Source organism: Flavobacterium sp. (assembly GCF_027531905.1).
Classification (GTDB): domain Bacteria; phylum Bacteroidota; class Bacteroidia; order Flavobacteriales; family Flavobacteriaceae; genus Flavobacterium.
On sequence record NZ_JAPZSU010000025.1, the window covers coordinates 1 to 19,237 of the forward strand.

General features: G+C 36.2%; 14 protein-coding genes. 9 read left to right on the top strand and 5 right to left on the bottom strand.

Going from position 1 to position 19,237, the window contains the following annotated elements; genetic code table 11:
- Positions 1–289: 289 nt before the first annotated feature.
- The 5 genes from O9307_RS07565 to O9307_RS07585 all read left to right on the top strand — a co-directional run bounded on the left by O9307_RS07565 (position 290) and on the right by O9307_RS07585 (position 7,815).
- Positions 290–964, top strand: coding sequence for a copper homeostasis protein CutC (locus O9307_RS07565; protein ID WP_298297220.1), 675 nt, complete (start codon positions 290–292; stop codon positions 962–964).
- Positions 965–1,108: 144 nt separating this feature from the next.
- Positions 1,109–3,937 (top strand): aminopeptidase, encoded by a 2,829-nt coding sequence (locus tag O9307_RS07570; protein WP_298297221.1) that lies wholly within the window; start codon positions 1,109–1,111, stop codon positions 3,935–3,937.
- A 186-nt stretch (positions 3,938–4,123) separates the two neighbouring features.
- Complete coding sequence (locus O9307_RS07575; protein ID WP_298297223.1) at positions 4,124–6,532, top strand: alpha-ketoacid dehydrogenase subunit alpha/beta; 2,409 nt, start codon at positions 4,124–4,126, stop codon at positions 6,530–6,532.
- A 132-nt stretch (positions 6,533–6,664) separates the two neighbouring features.
- Positions 6,665–7,345: a peptidoglycan DD-metalloendopeptidase family protein gene (locus O9307_RS07580; protein ID WP_298297225.1), complete on the top strand. Its 681-nt coding sequence runs from the start codon at positions 6,665–6,667 to the stop codon at positions 7,343–7,345.
- A 2-nt stretch (positions 7,346–7,347) separates the two neighbouring features.
- Complete coding sequence (locus O9307_RS07585; RefSeq protein WP_298297228.1) at positions 7,348–7,815, top strand: nuclear transport factor 2 family protein; 468 nt, start codon at positions 7,348–7,350, stop codon at positions 7,813–7,815.
- 64 nt (positions 7,816–7,879) lie between these two features.
- Here O9307_RS07585 and O9307_RS07590 read toward each other — a convergent pair whose 3' ends face one another.
- Genes O9307_RS07590 through hutH form a run of 3 tightly spaced genes read right to left on the bottom strand, consistent with a single transcriptional unit; the run spans position 7,880 to position 11,407 of the window.
- Positions 7,880–9,169: an inorganic phosphate transporter gene (locus O9307_RS07590; protein ID WP_298297231.1), complete on the bottom strand. Its 1,290-nt coding sequence runs from the start codon at positions 9,167–9,169 to the stop codon at positions 7,880–7,882.
- Between the two features lie 29 nt (positions 9,170–9,198).
- Positions 9,199–9,843, bottom strand: coding sequence for a DUF47 family protein (locus O9307_RS07595; RefSeq protein WP_298297234.1), 645 nt, complete (start codon positions 9,841–9,843; stop codon positions 9,199–9,201).
- A 49-nt stretch (positions 9,844–9,892) separates the two neighbouring features.
- On the bottom strand, positions 9,893–11,407 hold the full coding sequence (hutH, locus tag O9307_RS07600; protein ID WP_298297237.1) for a histidine ammonia-lyase: 1,515 nt from the start codon (positions 11,405–11,407) through the stop codon (positions 9,893–9,895).
- A 613-nt stretch (positions 11,408–12,020) separates the two neighbouring features.
- Between hutH and thrA the strand changes: the two genes are divergently transcribed.
- The 3 genes from thrA (at position 12,021) to thrC (ending at position 17,042) form a co-directional block, all read left to right on the top strand.
- Complete coding sequence (gene thrA, locus O9307_RS07605; protein ID WP_298297240.1) at positions 12,021–14,468, top strand: bifunctional aspartate kinase/homoserine dehydrogenase I; 2,448 nt, start codon at positions 12,021–12,023, stop codon at positions 14,466–14,468.
- 103 nt (positions 14,469–14,571) lie between these two features.
- Positions 14,572–15,495 carry a homoserine kinase gene (locus O9307_RS07610; protein ID WP_298297243.1) on the top strand — a complete coding sequence of 308 codons (924 nt, stop codon included), beginning with the start codon at positions 14,572–14,574 and terminating at the stop codon, positions 15,493–15,495.
- 251 nt (positions 15,496–15,746) lie between these two features.
- Entirely contained in the window at positions 15,747–17,042 is a 1,296-nt protein-coding gene (gene thrC / locus O9307_RS07615) for a threonine synthase (RefSeq protein WP_298297246.1), read from the top strand.
- 93 nt (positions 17,043–17,135) lie between these two features.
- Here thrC and O9307_RS07620 read toward each other — a convergent pair whose 3' ends face one another.
- Positions 17,136–17,312 (bottom strand): hypothetical protein, encoded by a 177-nt coding sequence (locus tag O9307_RS07620; protein ID WP_298297249.1) that lies wholly within the window; start codon positions 17,310–17,312, stop codon positions 17,136–17,138.
- A complete protein-coding gene (locus O9307_RS14720) occupies positions 17,284–17,634 on the bottom strand; it encodes a GNAT family N-acetyltransferase (protein ID WP_366100253.1) in 351 nt (116 codons plus the stop codon). The genes O9307_RS07620 and O9307_RS14720 overlap by 29 nt, the downstream gene beginning before the upstream one ends.
- 570 nt (positions 17,635–18,204) lie before the next feature.
- Between O9307_RS14720 and O9307_RS07625 the strand changes: the two genes are divergently transcribed.
- Positions 18,205–19,137 (top strand): alpha/beta hydrolase, encoded by a 933-nt coding sequence (locus O9307_RS07625; protein ID WP_298297252.1) that lies wholly within the window; start codon positions 18,205–18,207, stop codon positions 19,135–19,137.
- The last annotated feature ends 100 nt before the right edge of the window (positions 19,138–19,237 follow it).

The following is a 19,237-nucleotide window of genomic DNA, read 5'->3' on the forward strand; positions in this document are numbered from 1 at the left end:
TTTGCGCCTTTGCGTGAAATTGAACTCGCAAAGGCGCAGAGTCGCAAAGAAAAGAATGAATCAAGCTTAAAAATAGTGAAAAACTGATTTATGACTGTCCGTAACTCATACCAAATAGTCAAAGTACTTAATTCACTTTGCTTCTCTGCGCCTTTGCGTGAAATTGAACTCGCAAAGACGCAGAGTCTCAAAGAAAAGAATGAATCAAGCTTAAAAATAGTGGAAAACTGATTTACGCTATGAAACCGTCATGGTTACGGATAGTCATAAATAACAATTACCCTTTACAATGATAAAATACAATGTAGAAATAGCCTGTTTTAATGTAGAATCGGCTGTAATTGCTCAAAAAAATGGAGCCAATCGCGTAGAACTCTGTGATGAAATGAACGAAGGAGGAACAACCCCTTCTAAAGAAACTGTAATCGATGCTAGAGAAAAAATAACCATTGATATGAATGTAATGATTCGACCACGTGGTGGAAATTTCGTCTATAGCGATGCAGAATTCGAAAAGATGAAACAAGAAATAATAGCCTACAAAAAGATAAATGTTGACGGATTTGTATTTGGAATTTTGAATCAAGACAACAGTATTAACGTGGAACGAAATAAGGAATTGGTGAATTTAGCAAGACCGTTACCCTGTACTTTCCATCGTGCTTTTGACGTAGTACCCGATGTTTACAACTCCTTAGAAACAGTTATTGATTGTGGATTCAAAAGCATTTTAACTTCAGGACAAGCGCCAAATGTGATGGAAGGAATTGCTGTTTTGGAACAATTGGCAAAAAAAGCAGAAAACCGAATCATCATTATGCCCGGTGGTGGGGTACGTTCCTCAAATGTGACTTTGCTAAAAGAAAAAATGAATACCACCTATTATCATTCTTCTGCAATTACCAACGAAACCGAGACAGCCGATGGGAACGAAATAAATGCTTTGGTAGCTCTTCTAACATAAAAAAAAGTAGTTACACAATCAAATTTTTAGAAATCTAAACTAAATTTCACAGATTGTAAACATTTAAAAATCTTTTCCTATACTTTCAGCAAGAATACCTATTTTTATAAAGTTCAAATTTACCCAAAAACTTACTACTGTTTGATGCGTAATTCCTATACTTTATTGCTTTTATTGGTATTTTCTATCTCGCCTTCAATAAAGGCACAGCATCATTCTAAGTTAGAAGTAGCCGTAAATTGGGCAAACAAATCATTATATGTAGAGCAGGAGCTCCTTTTTTTTAATGACTCAAACGATACGCTAAAGAGTATCATTCTGAACGATTGGAATCATGCCTATTCTGATGTTTCAACTCCTTTGGGCAAGCGGTTCTCAGATGAATTTTACCGAGGTTTTCATTTGGCAAAAAAACAGGAACGAGGAGGAACATTTCATCTGAACATTCAAGATAAAGATCAAACCGAAATGTCTTGGAATCGTGTACATGAAAAACCAGATGTAATAGAGCTAAAGCTCACAAAACCATTACTTCCTCATCAAACGACCTTGCTACAACTTTCATATACAGCAAAAATTCCTAGTGATCGTTTTACTGGAATCGGCTATACCGCCAAAAAAATGACCTTAAAAAATTGGTTCCTATCGCCTGCCCGATACGAAAATCACCATTTCATTCAAAATAGCAATGCCAATTTAGAAGATATCGCAAACGCTATTTGTTCTTATGAAGTTAGCCTAAAAGTACCTTTAAATTTTAGTGTAACTAGCGATATGATTTGTGCAAAAACGAACAGAGACAACCATTCGAGTAGTTACTTTTTCAGCGATAAAAATAGAACTGATTTTAACTTATTTATCGAAGAAAAGAACAGTTTTACGAGTTATAAAAGCGATTTTTTAGAAATACAAACCAATCTTAATGACTACGGAATAGATCCTATTAAAAAAGCAATAATTATCGATCAAATTGCCCATTTTGCAAGAACTAGTATAGGCTCTTTTCCTCATGAAAAAATAACTGTTTCGCAGTCAGATTATGAACATAACCCTTTTTATGGGCTGAATCAATTGCCTTCTTTTGTGAGTCCGTTTAGCAACGAATTTATTTTTGAATTACAATTTTTAAAAACGTTCTTGAACAATTATTTAAAAAACAGTTTGCGTTTGAATCCCAGAGAGGACAACTGGATTTACGATGGAATACAAGTTTTTACGATGATGCAATACATCGACACCTTTCATCCAAATAGTAAAATGCTTGGAACGATTGGGAAAATAAAACTACTTAAAAGCTACAATCTTATCAATTTAGATTTTAATGAGCAATACAGTTATTTTTACATGCTCATGGCAAGAAAAAATTTGGATCAATCTTTAAGCGACCCCAAAAACACATTACTACGATTCAACGAGCAAATTGCCAGTAAATATAGAGCAGGATTGAGTTTTAGGTACTTAAATGATTATTTGAAAGAAGACGTTGTTCTCAAAAGTATTGCCACTTTTTTCGAATTAAATCAGCAAAAACAGTGCAATGCTTCTGACTTAAAAACCATTCTTGAATCTAATACCCCAAAAAATATCGACTGGTTTTTTGAAACAATTATTGGATCTAGAAAACTCATCGATTACAAATTTAATCGTGTGACCCATACCAAAGACAGTATAAGCTTTGCTATCAAAAGCAAAACAGGTGTGGCCGTGCCAATGCCAATTTATGGAACAAAAAAAGGAGCAATTGTATTCAGTAAATGGCTAGATATTCCAAAAAATCCTGATACTATTTATACGATACCAAGAGAAAATGCCGATAAAATTGTTTTGAATATAAAGGATGAAGTTCCTGAATTTAATCTCAGAAATAACTGGAAAAAATTGGACGGATTTTTCCCCAACAACCGCCCTATCAAGTTTGTATTCTTAAAAGATTTAGAAGACCCTTACTACAATCAAGTTTTGTATACTCCTGTTTTAGGTTTCAATGTATATGATGGTTTTTCTCCTGGCATGCGTTTTCATAACAAAACTATTCTAAACAAACCTTTTACTTTCGACTTTAGTCCAATGTATTCTATAAAAGCGCAGACTTTTTCAGGTTCTGGTTTTTTTGTCATTAATCAAAATTACCGTGAAAGCCGATTATACAATGTACGGTATTCCCTCGGCGCTTCGTACTTTCATTACGCTCCCGATGCTACCTATCTTCGACTCAATCCCATGATTCAAATGCAAATAAGAGGTAAAGATTTCCGAGACAATCGCAAACAACTTTTGGTCTTTCGTCATGTGATGGTCGAAAGAGAAAAAAGTGCCATCGTAGCAGACAATTCTTTGCTTAATTATGCTGTTTTTAATGCAAAATACATCAATTCAAAAACAGAAATAACCAATCATTTAAGCTTTACAACCGATTTGCAATTAGCAAAAGAATTTGGTAAAACATCAGCAGAAATTGAGTACCGAAAACTTTTTCATGCTAATCGCCAATTGAATATACGATTATTTGTGGGTCGCTTTCTGTATAACACTTCAACCGATTCTAATTTTTTTAGTTATGCCTTAGATCGTCCGACCGATTATTTGTTTGACTATAACTATTACGGTCGTTCAGAAAGTACTGGTTTTTTTAGCCGACAATTTATTATGGCCGAAGGAGGATTTAAGTCAAAACTCAATAACCCTTATGCCAATCAATGGTTGACTACTTGTAATGCAAGTTTTAATATTTGGAATTGGATAGAATTGTATGGCGATGTTGGTTTTGTAAAAAATAGAGGTGCCCAAGCACAATTTGTTTACGATAGTGGCGTTCGATTAAATTTACTTACGGATTATTTCGAACTCTATTTTCCGATGTATTCAAGCAATGGATGGGAAATATCCCAAGCTCAATATCATCAGAAAATTCGTTTCGTAGTAACCTTTGATCCTAGTAAACTAATCAGTCTTTTTACCCGAAAATGGTTTTAAAATCATTTAAAAATTGATTAAAAAATAAATATTTGTTATAATTTTAACAAATAAATACATAATTACATGATTACACCCCCAATTAAACAGATTTTGTTGAAAATAATTTAATTTTATTTTACGCAACGAATTATGAAAATCACTTGTTTTTAAGTAAGTTTGTAGAAAATTACTATCAACAGTATCATGGTAAAAGAACAACACAACACTACTCTAACTTTTGAAGATTTCAAAACAGAAGTTATAAACGATTACAAATTAGCCATTACTAGTCGAGAATGCAGCCTTTTAGGACGTAAAGAAGTACTTACTGGTAAAGCCAAATTTGGAATTTTTGGAGATGGTAAAGAAGTACCACAATTGGCCATGGCCAAAGCTTTTCAAAATGGAGATTTTCGTTCTGGATATTACCGAGATCAAACTTTTATGATGGCGATAGGTGAATTAACACCTGTACAATTTTTCGCTGGTCTCTACGGACATACTGATCTTTCTTTCGACCCCATGTCGGCAGGAAGACAAATGGGAGGCCATTTTGTGACTCATAGCCTAAACGAAGATGGGTCATGGAAAAACTTAACGCAACAAAAAAACTCAAGTGCTGATATTTCTCCAACTGCTGGACAAATGCCAAGATTATTAGGATTAGCGCAAGCTTCCAAAATATACAGAAACGTCTCAGGCATCACTAATGCTTCTAATTTTTCTACTAACGGAAACGAAATCGCCTGGGGAACTATCGGCAACGCTAGTACCTCTGAAGGATTATTTTTTGAAACCATCAATGCTGCTGGTGTTTTACAAGTTCCAATGGTAATGAGTGTATGGGATGACGAGTATGGAATTTCGGTTCATGCCAAACATCAAACCACCAAGGAAAATATTTCTGAAATTTTAAAAGGATACCAAAGAGACGAAAATAGTAACGGCTATGAAATTTTCAGAGTAAAAGGTTGGGATTATGCAGAATTGATCGCTACTTACGAAAAAGCCGCAGCAATTGCCCGCGAACAACATGTACCCATTTTAATTCACGTACACGAGCTTACCCAGCCCCAAGGACATTCTACCTCTGGTTCACATGAACGCTATAAAGATAGTGAGCGTTTGGCATGGGAAAAAGAATTTGATTGTTTGCGTCAAATGCGTTTATGGATGATTGCCATCAATATTGCATCTCCAGAAGAGTTAGACGCAATTGATGCCGAAGCTAAAAAAATAGTAGTAGAAGCCAAAAAAGAAGCTTGGAACAACTTTATTCAACCTATAATCAACGAACAAAAAGAACTCATTGGGTTGTTAGAAAAAATCGCGCCATCAAGCACCAACAAAGATTTCATTCTAAAACATTGCGCCGATTTAAAAGCCATCAAGAATCCTTTAAAAAAGGAAATCTTAATTGCCGCAAGAAAGTCATTGCGCTTGGTCATCAATCAAAATGGTCATCACGAACTAGCACAATGGATTTCAAATTATATTGCCATTACACAACCAAAATTCAGCAGTAATCTTCACTCTGAATCGCCATTAAATATTCATTCTATACAAAAAATAGCACCAACCTATAAGGAAAATGCTTCAGCCGATACAGACGGAAGAATGATTTTACGCGATAATTTCGATGCCCTTTTTAATAAACATCCCCAAGTTTTAATTTTCGGTGAAGATGCTGGCGCTATTGGAGATGTAAATCAAGGCTTAGAAGGCATGCAAGAAAAATACGGCGAACTTCGTGTGGCCGATACCGGAATTCGTGAAGCAACTATTGTAGGTCAAGGGATAGGAATGGCATTGAGAGGATTACGCCCTATTGCTGAAATTCAGTATTTAGATTATTTGCTTTATGCGATCCAAATCATGAGCGATGATTTGGCCACCCTACAATATCGTACCGTTGGAAAACAAAAAGCTCCCTTAATCGTTCGTACTCGCGGTCATCGTTTAGAAGGAATTTGGCATTCTGGTTCCCCAATGGGAATGATCATAAACGCAGTTCGAGGAATGCACGTTTTGGTACCTAGAAACATGACGCAAGCTGCTGGATTTTACAATGCCCTTTTAGAATGTGACGAACCTGCATTAGTAATAGAATGTTTAAATGGATACCGCTTGAAAGAAGTGGCACCAACCAATTATGGTGAATTCAAAACCCCTATTGGAGTTGTTGAAACTTTAAAAGAAGGTACCGATATCACTTTAGTTTCTTACGGTTCTACTTTGCGATTAGTACAACAAGCGGCTAACGAACTTTTAGAAGTAGGCATCAATTGCGAGGTAATTGACATTCAGTCATTACTTCCTTTCGACTTGAATCATGATATCGTGAAGAGTTTAGCCAAAACAAATCGCCTTTTGGTAATCGACGAAGATGTTCCTGGAGGAGCTTCAGCCTATATCTTACAGCAAATTACAGAAATTCAAGATGGCTATAAATATTTGGACAGTAAACCAGAGACACTTACTGCCAAAGCACATCGTCCGGCTTATGGAACCGATGGAGATTATTTCTCAAAACCTTCTACCGAAGATATTTTCGAAAAAACATACAGTATGATGAACGAAAGTAATCCAGTTAAATTCCCCAATTTATACTAACTGTTTTCATCACTTTTTCTAATGTCGTTTCTCCATTGAAACGGCATTTTTTTTTATAAAAATACACTTCAATAAAAATTAGTGTTTAGTTATGTGCTTTTTTACTACTTTTAAAAAAAATCACAATACAGCATGAGCCCTTTTGAAAATTTATTGTACAATCTTACAGAAGTTAAAGTAATAGCTCCTGACATCCCGTATTCGTTATATTTTCCTTTAGACTTATCTATAAACAACATAGCTTTAGCAAAATCAAACCCTACCACATCAGAAGATTTTAAGAACTTCATACATAATCTTTTAAAGGAAAACAATGCAGCAATAGCTTATGGCGGCTATAATGAAGCTAGAAATCTGTACAAACGAAGCCCAGTTTTTAAAGACGTTAAGCAAGAAGAACGCACTATTCATATCGGTTTAGACTTATGGACAACTGCCGAAACTCCTATTTTAGCTGCTTTGGATGGAAAAATTCACAGTTTTCAATTCAACAATCAATTGGGAGATTATGGGCCTACCATTATACTAGAACATGAAATAGACGGTCATAAATTCTTTACTTTATACGGTCACTTATCCCTAGAAAGCCTACAAAATCTATCTAAAGGACAAATTATAAAAAAAGGAGAACAGATAGCAACATTAGGAAATGCAAGCATAAACGGCGATTATGCGCCGCATTTACATTTCCAAATCATAAAAAACATACAAAACAAAGAAGGAGATTATCCTGGTGTATGCTGTGCAAGCACGCTTCCGTTTTATTTAACCAATTGTCCAGACCCTAATTTATTATTAAAAATCAACTCCTAAATATGCATCCTAACAAACAACTCATTCATCAATTTTATACCGCTTTTCAAAATGGTGACGCTCTTGCCATGAAGCAATGTTATCACCCAAACATTCAATTTCGTGATCCAGCTTTTGGACTTTTAAAAGAAGAACAAGCCAGTATGATGTGGAAAATGCTTTTAGAAAGAGCCAAAGGCGCTATAAAAATAGAGTACAATGAAGCAAAAGCAGATGATACTTATGGCACAGCAAAATGGGTTGCGCATTACACTTTCTCGCAAACTAATAGAAAAGTGATAAATCATATTGCCGCTGAATTTGAATTCAAAGACGGGCTTATCTACAAACATACCGACAACTTTAATGTATGGAAATGGTCGCAACAAGCTTTAGGATGGAAAGGATATCTATTTGGATGGACAGGTTTTTTTCAACAAAAAATTCAAGAGAAAGCTTTGTATTCCTTAAAAAAATATAGTGAACGATAAACAGCAAAAAAAAGGGCTATCAAGAAAAATTCTTCATAGCCCTTTTTTATATATTGTTTGTTATCTACAAAAAGATACTTAGTATATAATAAGTAATCGCTGCTAACAATGCTGAAATTGGAATAGTTAACACCCAAGCCCACATCAAACTTACGGTTACCCCCCAACGTACTGCAGAAACTCTTTTAGTCAATCCAACACCAATAATTGAACCTGTAATGGTATGTGTTGTACTTACTGGAATCTTAAGATGCTCTGTGAAATACAAGGTTAATGCACCAGCTGTTTCGGCAGCAACTCCTTCGAAAGATGATACTTTGGTGATTTTGGAGCCCATTGTTTTCACAATCTTCCAACCTCCACTCAAAGTACCCGCCGCAATAGCAGTATAACAAGCTAAAGGAATCCATGAAGGCATTGCACCTTTTATCCCTTTATCATCGTTTGGCAAAATAACATTCAACCAATCTGGTAACGATTCTTGAGCTACTCCACTCGTATGAATATAAACTGCAACTGCCGCTGCGATAATACCCATTACTTTTTGAGAGTCATTCCCTCCATGCCCTAAACTAAAGGCAGCAGAAGATAGCAATTGAAATTTTTTCAACCAGGAATTGGCTTGATGTATGTTAAGACTGCTAAAAATCAAACAAAAAGTACTAATAGACAAAATTATAAAAGCCACCAATAACCATTTGATATTGTGCGCTTCAAAAGCAACACTCCAAAAGTGAGAATCGAATCTTGGTTTTTCAATATCAGCATAATATTTCATTTGTTTTTCAACAAACCAAACCGTTACTGCCATAATTGACAAGGTAAATATTTTTGGATAAATACTTTTCTTAGAAGAATTTAATAACCAAATCGAGATCAAATAGGAAATCAAAGCTCCTAACAAAGGCGCTAAAACAATAAACGCAATCACTATTAACACCCCAGATGGTAAGCCTCCATCTTTTCCCTCTTTGAACCAAGTAACCACACCAAACCCAGCATGAGCAATGGCTGCACCCGCAAAACCTCCAATCAAGGTATGAGAAGAACTCGATGGAATTCCAAGCCACCAAGTCAATAAATTCCAACAAATAGCCGCTATTACACCTGCTAAGATGACCACCAAATTGATATCCATAGTGCTAGCAGTTTTGGCTACCGTATCAGCTACTCCAAAACCAAAAACCCAATAAGCTAAAAAGTTAAAAAAAGCAGCCCAAAGTACAGCTTGAAAAGGAGATAAAACCTTGGTAGCTACCACAGTTGCAATTGCATTGGCTGCATCATGAAAACCATTGATATAATCAAAGATCAAGGCCAAAACAATGATAATTATTAATAAAGTAAATTCCATAATTGTATTTTCTATAGGGAATAAAAGGTTTACGAGTGTTTCACAGTGATGGATTCTAAAACACTGGCCACACTTTTACATTTATCCGTAGCAGTTTCTAATACAGAAAGTACTTCTTTATATTTAATAATATTTTTTACATCGGTTTCGTTTTCAAAAATTTCAAAAACAGCTTTATTATAAACATTATCCGACTTGTTTTCTAATTTGTTTATTTTAACACAAGCATTGGTAATGGTTTTTAATCGCTCTAAATTTTTCAACTCTTTCACTGCCTCGTCGATATGTTGACATGCCTCCAAGTTAATTTCAGTTAATTTACGAATCGATTTAGTGATTTTATCTACTTGATACAAACGCATTCTACTAGCGGCTCCATGTAAATTATCCGCTACGTTATCAATTGAAGTAATCAAAGAATAAATATCTTCTCTGTCGAAAGGAGTAATAAAATTTCTACTTAATTCTAAATTAGTTTGACGTGTGATATCTTCACCACGTTGTTCTAATTCATCAATTCTTAAGAACAAAACTTCTCTTTCTTTTAAAGGCAAATTTACGGCTTCGTGTAAATTAGAAGCTAATTCAATTAAATTACTTGAAGCTTCTTCAAATAAAGGAAAAAACTTTTTGTCCTTTGGTACTAAAAATTGGAAAACACTATTTAATGTCATTTTATAAGGATTTAGAATTGCAAAATTAATTCATTAATTTAAGCCAATGTTAGTTTAATGTTAACAAATCATCTTCAACATGAAAAGTATTAAGAAAAGAAACGGTGCTCTCAATATCATAATGCAAAATTCTATCCTCTTTAACAAATGGCACCTCCTCACGATAAGCCGCTAAAAACAATTCTATAAATTCGCTAGATTGCAGAGGTTTTCTAAAAGCAATAGCTTGTGATGCATTCATTAATTCAATAGCCAGAATACGCTCTAAATTATCCATGATACGCAAGCATTTTGTAGCGCCATTAGCCCCCATACTTACATGATCTTCTTGACCGTTACTTGAAACAATACTATCAATACTTGATGGAGTCGCCAACTGTTTGTTTTGGCTAGCAATACTAGCGGCAGTGTATTGTGGAATCATAAAACCAGAATTTAATCCAGGATTGTCTACTAAAAAAGCTGGAAGATTTCGTAAACCTGAAATTAATTGATAGGTCCTTCTTTCTGATATACTCCCTAATTCAGCCAAAGCAATTGCCATAAAATCGAGTGCCAATGCCAAAGGTTGACCATGAAAATTCCCTCCAGAAATGATTTGATCACTTTCAATGAAAATATTTGGATTATCAGTAACCGAGTTGATTTCGGTCTTAAAGACTTTTTTTACATACTCCATGGCATCTTTTGAAGCGCCATGTACTTGGGGAATGCAGCGGAACGAATAAGGATCTTGCACATGTAATTTGGGTTGGGCAATAATTTGGCTTCCAGCTAAAAATTCATTTACGCGCTGTGCGGTTTGAATCTGACCTTTGTGAGGGCGTATAAAATGAATCAATTCATTAAAAGGTTCTATTCGTCCATCAAAAGCTTCCAAAGAAATTGCACCGATTAAATCTGCAAAATAAGACAACTTATATCCTTTAATCAAAATGTGAGCACCATAAGCCGCCATAAATTGAGTTCCGTTCAACAAAGCTAAACCTTCCTTGGATTGTAAAACTATAGGTTCCCATTTAAAAGCTGCGAGTACCTCCCTAGCGTTCACTTTTTTTCCTTCAAAATACACTTCGCCTTCTCCAATCAAAGGTAAAGACAAATGGGCTAAAGGAGCCAAATCTCCTGATGCTCCAAGCGAACCTAAGGTGTACACTACTGGATATATTCCGTTATTATAAAAATCAACCAAACGCTCTACAGTTTGCAATTGCACTCCAGAATAACCATAGCTTAACGATTGAATTTTAAGCAACAACATCAATTGAACAATACCCGCAGGAACTTCCTCTCCTGTACCACAAGCATGAGACTTTACTAAATTTTCTTGTAGCTTTGACAAGTTTTCGTTAGGAATTTTTACATTACACAACGAACCAAAACCAGTATTAATACCATAAATAGGTTCGGTATGTGTGGCCATCTTTTTATCCAAGAAATCCCTACATTTCTGAATATTCACTTTGGCTTCTTCTGATAAAGCAATGGTTTTTTGAAAAGCTACAATCTCTTGAAGTACTTCAAAAGTAAGGAGTTCGGTAGAAATATAATGCGTATTATCCATTTTAATAATCGTTTAAGCTCCAAAATTGAATAAATTCACATTAAAAACCAACAGAAATTAGAAATAATTAAAAAAGAGCTGACATTTTTATCACACAATTCCTTTTTTAATCGAGGAACTTTTCACCTTAGATCATAAAAACTTGACTTGATTTTAAATCTCAAAAGCAAGGCTTAAAATCAAAACATTCGACTTCCTTGAAGGTATTTATTTCGAATTTGACGCAAAAAAACAACTACTTTTAAGCTTTGAACGCATGATAAACCCAAGAAAATCACAAACATCCATCGCTAAAAATAAATTAACCATAATTTTAAGAAGATTGATTCGTGATTATTAAAATATTCGTAAAAAGACTAAACAGTTCTAAATCTTTACAAAAAAACTGTATTTTTGAAAAATCAAAATGAAAAAAAATAACAGTACATACACACTACTAATAACAACTCCAACTGGGGTTGCTTTTGCTGTTACCACTATTTCAACTACCACTACTACCCTTTAGGGGTTATACTTTATTACATATCATCCGTTTATCATCCCGTCTATAGTATAGCAAATAGACTTTTGGGAGGCAGCAAACCTTAGCATTCAATTACATAAAAAAATAAAAATGAGAGTATTAAAATTTGGCGGAACTTCTGTAGCCAATGCCGATAATATCAAATTAACTTTAGCCATCATTTCTCAAAAAGCTGAAAAAGAACCTTTAGCAGTGGTCGTTTCAGCCTTAAGCAAAGTAACCGATTTATTACAGCTCGCTGCTTCTAAAGCCGCACAAAACGACGAAAGTTTTAGAGACATCGTTTTAGAAATTGAAAAAAAACACCTCGATACCTTAAAACAATTAATTCCTGTCAGCGAACAAAGTGCTTTGTTGAGCCACATCAAACGCATCATCAATCACTTAGAAACACTCTTGGATGGTTGTTATTTGTTGGGCGAATTGTCGCCTAGAACTTCAGATACGATTCTGAGTTTTGGCGAACTTTTATCGTCTTTTATCATTGCCGAGGCTTTGAAACAAAATTTAAAAAGCACTAGCTACAAAGACAGTCGCGAGTTGATCAAAACCAATGCTACTTATGGAAAAGCGAGCGTGAATTTTGAACTAAGCAATGCTTTGATTCAAAATTATTTTAAAAATAATGATACACGAGTGGTGCTACTTCCCGGATTTATAGCCGCTACCGAAGACGGTATTACCACTACTCTAGGACGTGGAGGATCTGATTATACGGCGGCCATTTTTGCCGGTGCTTTAGCTGTGGACGAACTGGAAATTTGGACGGATGTGAACGGAATGTACACTGCCAACCCAAAAATCGTAAAAGAAGCACAACCCATCGCAACCATTTCTTATCAAGAAGCCATGGAATTGTCTCATTTTGGTGCCAAAGTATTGTATCCGCCAACGATTCAACCGGTTTTAAAGAAAAATATTCCTATTTGGATCAAAAATACTTTTGAACCTCAAGCAGAAGGCACCTTGATTTCTAATACAGTTGTGGCTACTGGAACACCCGTAAAAGGAATCAGTCATATTGACAACATTACACTTATTACGCTCGAAGGTTCCGGAATGATTGGTGTGGCAGGTTCTTCCAAACGTCTTTTTGAAGTGCTTTCAAATGAAAAAATCAATGTTATTTTCATCACACAAGCTTCTTCTGAGCATTCGATTTGTATTGGTATTCAAAATTCAGATGCCGAAACAGCCGAAATCGCCATCAACAAAGCCTTTGAAATTGAAATTGCGCAACACAAAGTAGAACCTTGCATTGTTGAAAAAAACTTATGCATCATTGCTTTGGTGGGCGAAAACATGAAAAACCACCAAGGACTTAGCGGACGTATGTTTAGCACGTTAGGAAAAAACAATGTCAATATCCGTGCGATTGCACAAGGCGCTTCCGAAAGAAATATTTCGGTAGTAATTAACGAAAGAGATGTTAAAAAAGCACTCAACACCCTACATGAAAACTTCTTTGAAGAAAACACCAAACAACTCAACTTATTTGTCATGGGTGTGGGTAACGTAGGCGAAAAATTTATAGAGCAAATTCACCAACAAAAGAAATTTTTAAAAGAAAATCTAAAAATCAATTTGCGCATCATTGCCGTTTCGAATTCCAGAAACATGCATTTTGACGAAGAAGGCATGTCGCTCAAAGATTGGCCATCACTTATAGTAAATGGTGAAGTTAGCAACCCTAAAGCCTTTGTAAACAGAGTAAAAGAACTCAATTTACGCAACAGCATATTTGTAGACATTACTGCCAATGAAAGTGTGTCTAAGCTTTATGAACAATTTTTAAGACAAAATGTAGCCGTGGTCACTTGCAACAAAATTGCTTGTTCATCGGCTTATGCTAACTACCAGCATCTTAAAAAGTTATCCCGAAAATACAATGCTCCTTTCTTATTCGAAACCAATGTAGGTGCTGGATTACCAATTATTGACACCGTAAAAAACTTAATTGCATCAGGCGATAAAGTACACAAAATTCAAGCGGTTTTATCCGGAAGTTTGAACTTTATCTTTAATAATTTTAATGAAAATAATCCTTTTGATGAAGTGGTAAAAGAAGCAGGTATTCAAGGTTTTACCGAGCCTGATCCTAAAATCGATTTGAGCGGTATTGACGTAGCCAGAAAGATCTTGATTCTGATTCGCGAAAGCGGGTACCAAATGGAAATTGAGGACATAGAAAATCTTTCTTTCTTACCAGACGAATGCATGAAAACCAATAACAATGACGATTTCTTTAAATCACTTCTTAAAAATGCCTCCCATTTTGAGCAATTGTTAAAAGAAGCTAACGAAAAAGAATCCCGTCTCAAATTTGTTGCCCAATTCGAAAACGGCAAAGCCAATGTTGGATTGCAATGCATTGCCAAAGACCATCCGTTTTACAACTTAGAAGGCAAAGACAATATTGTGTTATTCTACACTGATCGTTATGTAGACCAACCCTTATTAATCAAAGGTGCTGGTGCTGGCGCAGCAGTTACGGCTTCAGGAATTTTTGCCGATGTTATTCGTATTGGAAATGTGTAGCCCCCTAAACCCCATAAGGGGGAATAATTGGAGCTTAAAATAAATATTAACTAATAAATCCTCTGTACTCATCCCTTTTGGGGAGGTCGGGAGGGGCTGACTTATGAAAGAAATAAAACTATTTTGCCCAGCTACTATCGCCAATCTTTCTTGTGGATTTGATGTTTTGGGATTGTGTTTGGCCACAGCAGGCGACGAAATGATTGTGCGGACTTCTACCGAAAAAGGCGTTCGCATCACCAAAATTGTGGGTGCCGATTTGCCTTTGGAAACCGAAAAAAATGTAGCTGGAGTTGCTGCTTTGGCGTTGCTAGAAGCTTTTGACACCGAAATGGGTTTTGACATCGAAATCTATAAAAACATAAAAGCGGGAAGCGGCATTGGAAGCAGCGCTGCAAGTTCAGCTGGAGCCGTTTTTGGCATTAATGAATTGCTAGGCCGCCCTTTTTCACGCAAGGAATTGGTGCAATTTGCCATGCAAGGCGAGAAATTGGCCAGTGGCAATGCCCATGCTGATAATGTAGCGCCTTGTCTTTTGGGTGGTTTCACTTTAGTACGAAGTTCCAATCCTTTAGACATTATCAAAATCGACAGTCCTTCAGAATTGTATGCCACCGTAGTTCATCCCCAAATTGAACTCAAAACATCAGATGCGCGTTCAGTTTTAAAACAAACCGTTTCCCTCAAAAGTGCCATTACTCAATGGGGCAATGTGGGAGGTTTGGTAGCAGGACTATACACTCAAGATTACGAACTTATCGGGCGTTCGCTGCATGACGAAATCATCGAGCCGGTGCGCAGTATGTTGATTCCAGGTTTTGATGCCATCAAACAAACCGCCTACGAAAACGGTGCTTTGGGTTCTGGAATTTCGGGTTCTGGTCCTTCTATTTTTGCATTAAGCAAAGGCGAAACCAATGCCCAAAAAATAGCCGACGCCATGAGTAAAGTGTATCAAGAAATGAACTTACCCTTCGAAATTCACGTGTCGAAAATCAACCCTGATGGAGTAACCATAATAGCGTAGCAAAGCCCCCTAACCCCCGAAGGGGGAATACAGTTTCATGCAAGCAAAACAACACACTAAGTACTTAGCACTAATAACTAAGGACTAAATACTAAGGACTAAGCACTAAGTACTAATGACTAATCACTAATAACTAAAGACTAATCACTAAGGACTAAATACTAAGGACTAAATACTAAGGACTAAGTACTAATAACTAATCACTAAGGACTAAATACTAAGGACTAAGGACTAATCACTAATCACTAAAAATGAAATACTACAGTTTAAACCATAATGCACCCAACGTTTCTTTTGAGGAAGCGGTGGTACAAGGATTGGCCTCCGATAAAGGCTTATATTTTCCCGAATCAATTCGTCCGTTAGCGGCTGATTTTTTCGACAACATCCAAAATCTTTCTCACGAGGAAATCGCTTTTCAAGCCATTCAGCAATTTGTGGGAGACGAAATTCCAGCCGAAATCCTGCGCCAAATCATAGCCGATACCCTTTGCTTCGATTTTCCTGTAGTCGAAGTCGAAAACGGGATTTATTCATTAGAATTGTTTCATGGCCCAACGATGGCGTTCAAAGATGTGGGCGCCCGTTTCATGTCGCGTTGCATCGCTTATTTCAACCGAAACGACCCTTCCAAAAAGAATACGGTATTGGTAGCCACTTCTGGAGATACAGGTGGTGCCGTAGCCAGTGGTTTTTTGGGCGTGACTGGAGTGGATGTCGTGATTTTGTATCCATCGGGAAAGGTGAGCGACATTCAAGAACGCCAATTGACTACTTTGGGGCAAAACATCAAAGCGCTCGAAGTAGCTGGTGTTTTTGACGATTGTCAGGACATGGTCAAAAAAGCTTTTTTGGATCCTGAATTGGCAACGGTTCATTTAACTTCCGCGAATTCCATTAACATTGCGCGTTGGTTGCCCCAAATGTTTTACTTTTTCTTTGCTTACAAAGCCTTGAAACAACACCAAAAACCCTTGGTCTTTTCGTGCCCGAGTGGGAATTTTGGCAACATTTGCGCGGGCATCATTGCCAAAAAACTAGGGTTGCCTATCGCACATTTTGTGGCTGCAACCAATGCCAACGATACCGTGCCGCGTTTCCTGAAAAATGGCGTATACGACCCAAAACCTTCCATCGCTACGATTTCGAATGCTATGGATGTGGGGAATCCGAGTAATTTTGTGCGCATACAAGAAATGTATCAACATGATTTGAAGCAATTCGAAAAAGACTTTTCGTCCTACACCTTTAGCGATGCCGCCACACTCGAGGCCATGAAAACCATCCAACAACAAAAAGGCTACATTGCAGAACCTCATGGCGCCGTGGGTTATTTAGGATTGAAAAAAGAACTCCAAAACCATCCCGATGCGCTAGGAATCTTCCTCGAAACCGCCCACCCTATCAAGTTTTTAGACATCGTAGAACCCGCATTGGGAGTGACTTTACCTATTCCACCACAAATAGAAAGCGTCTTGAACCAAGAAAAAAGAAGCACCAAAATCACGACCTACGAGGAACTCAAAGCGTTTTTACAAAATCAATAATGCCCCACACAATGGCATTACGTTAAGGAAGTATTCTTTTTTGGTTGCACGCAGATTTTGCAGATTTACGCAGAAAAAATGAAGAGAAATCTGCTAAAGCTGCGTGCTCTTTTTCTTTTCCTCTGCACCTAATGCTCTTTTTTGTTTTCGCGCAGATTTTGCAGATTTATGCAGAAAAAATGAAGAGAAATCTGCTACATAAGCGTGCTGCTTTTTTCTTTTCCTTTTTAGCTGATACTTTTTAAAGGTATATAAAACCCATTTTTTCATAAAAAGGCAAGGACTTTTTATAGGCATCAACCGTAATGAATTTGCAGCCTGTTTTGTTGTTGTTTGTGAACGTTCCCTTGGTATAATCAACAATCATTTTTCCAAGTCCTCCAATTTGGAATGCTGTATTTACAGCGAGCCTTCCGATTTTAACTGCTGGATAGCTTTTATGTCTACCTTTTTCAGAAGGGAGGTGAATGCCAATTCTATCTATAAACTTTGCTAAATTACCATCAAGATCAGTATGGAATATTTTATCATTGAGGTAATTAAAATAGGCAAGTGTCTTTGATTCGTCTTGAAGAATATAAGTTACTGCAATTAATTCTTTTCCCTATTTTTTTTATGACTGTCCGTAACTCATACCAAATAGTCAAAGTATTGAATTCGCTTTGCGTCTCTGCGCCTTTGCGTGAAATTGAACTCGCAAAGTCGCAGCATCGCAAAAAAAGAATGAATCAAGCTTAAAAATAGTGAAAAACTAATTTACGCTATGAAATGGCCCTAGTTACGATAGACATAATTGATTATTATATATTGTAAGCAATCGAATTAAACCAAATGAATTGAAATTGGTCTAAAGATTTAGAATCATCCCAAATTAAACCGTAAGCTTCCTATCGAAGCTGAATCTTTTAACAAACAGAAGAGCGGACAGACTATTTTTGAGAAAGGAAATACTTTTGTATTTCGAATTTAAAAATGAGCGTCAGTTTTTGGTTTTGAAAAGGCATCGAAGATTACATTTGACTAATCAAGTGCGTAAACAAATGAAGTAGCGTCACTAAACTCCTCAATTGTATGCAAAAAGGTAGACTAATTCCGCTGTATTTGATTTCGAATGCGTAATTTGGGATACTATGAAATAGTAATCATTTTAAATTCAAAAATTATGAAAAATCATTTAGTAGTATTTGCCTGCCTCGTAAGTTGTTGTTTTATTCAGTGTAGTTCGAACGATAACACCAACGTACAACCCACAACTCAAACGAAATACATTGACAATTTGTATACTGTTTCAAAAACAGCCGATTTAACTTATGCCAATGCTTTAAATATTGAGGGAAATAATCAAATGCTAAAATATGATTTATATCAACCTACAGAAGACAATCAAAACACAAGACCGCTAATAATTGCAATTCACGGAGGAGGTTTTATAGAAGGCTCAAAAGAAAACTCAGGTACCGTTAGACTTTGTGAAACCTTGACTAAAAAAGGCTATGTTACCATGTCCATTAATTACCGATTAGGATACGAACAACCTAAAAATGAAAAAACATATTCAGAGGCAGTTTGGCGTGCGCAACAAGATTTACGAGCTGCTATCCGATTTGCAAAGGCTAACGCAGCAAAACTTAGAATTGATGCTTCTAAAGTATTTATTTTAGGAGGTTCCGCAGGCGCAGTTACTTGTTTGAATGTTGGGTATTTAAACCAAGACGAAGCGCCAATTATTATCAATCAAACAAAATGGGGAAGCATTGAAGGCAACTCTGGTAATTTGAATTTCAGTTCAAGTATTAAAGCCATTATAAGCATCGCTGGGGGGCTTACAAATCCAAGTATCATTCAAACCGGAGATGCACCTGTCGCTTTTATTCATTGCAACCAAGACCCCGTTGTACCTTACAATGAAGGCTTAGACGATAACGGTTTTTACATATATGGCAGTTTTTATCTGAATAATTTAGTAAAAACATTAGCCATAAAAACCGACTTACTTACTTATATTTCTACCAGTCATTCTTTTGCCGCTAATCCAGAAAATGTGACACAAACTACGGATTACATTGCGGCTTTTTTGTATCCCATGGTAAAATAAACCAGCATATAGCCTGAAAATTTGGTTTGGCAGACTGAAAGGTAGCTTTGAGATTAAAAATATTAGCTAAATGAAATCAGATGTTACGTTACTGTTAGCC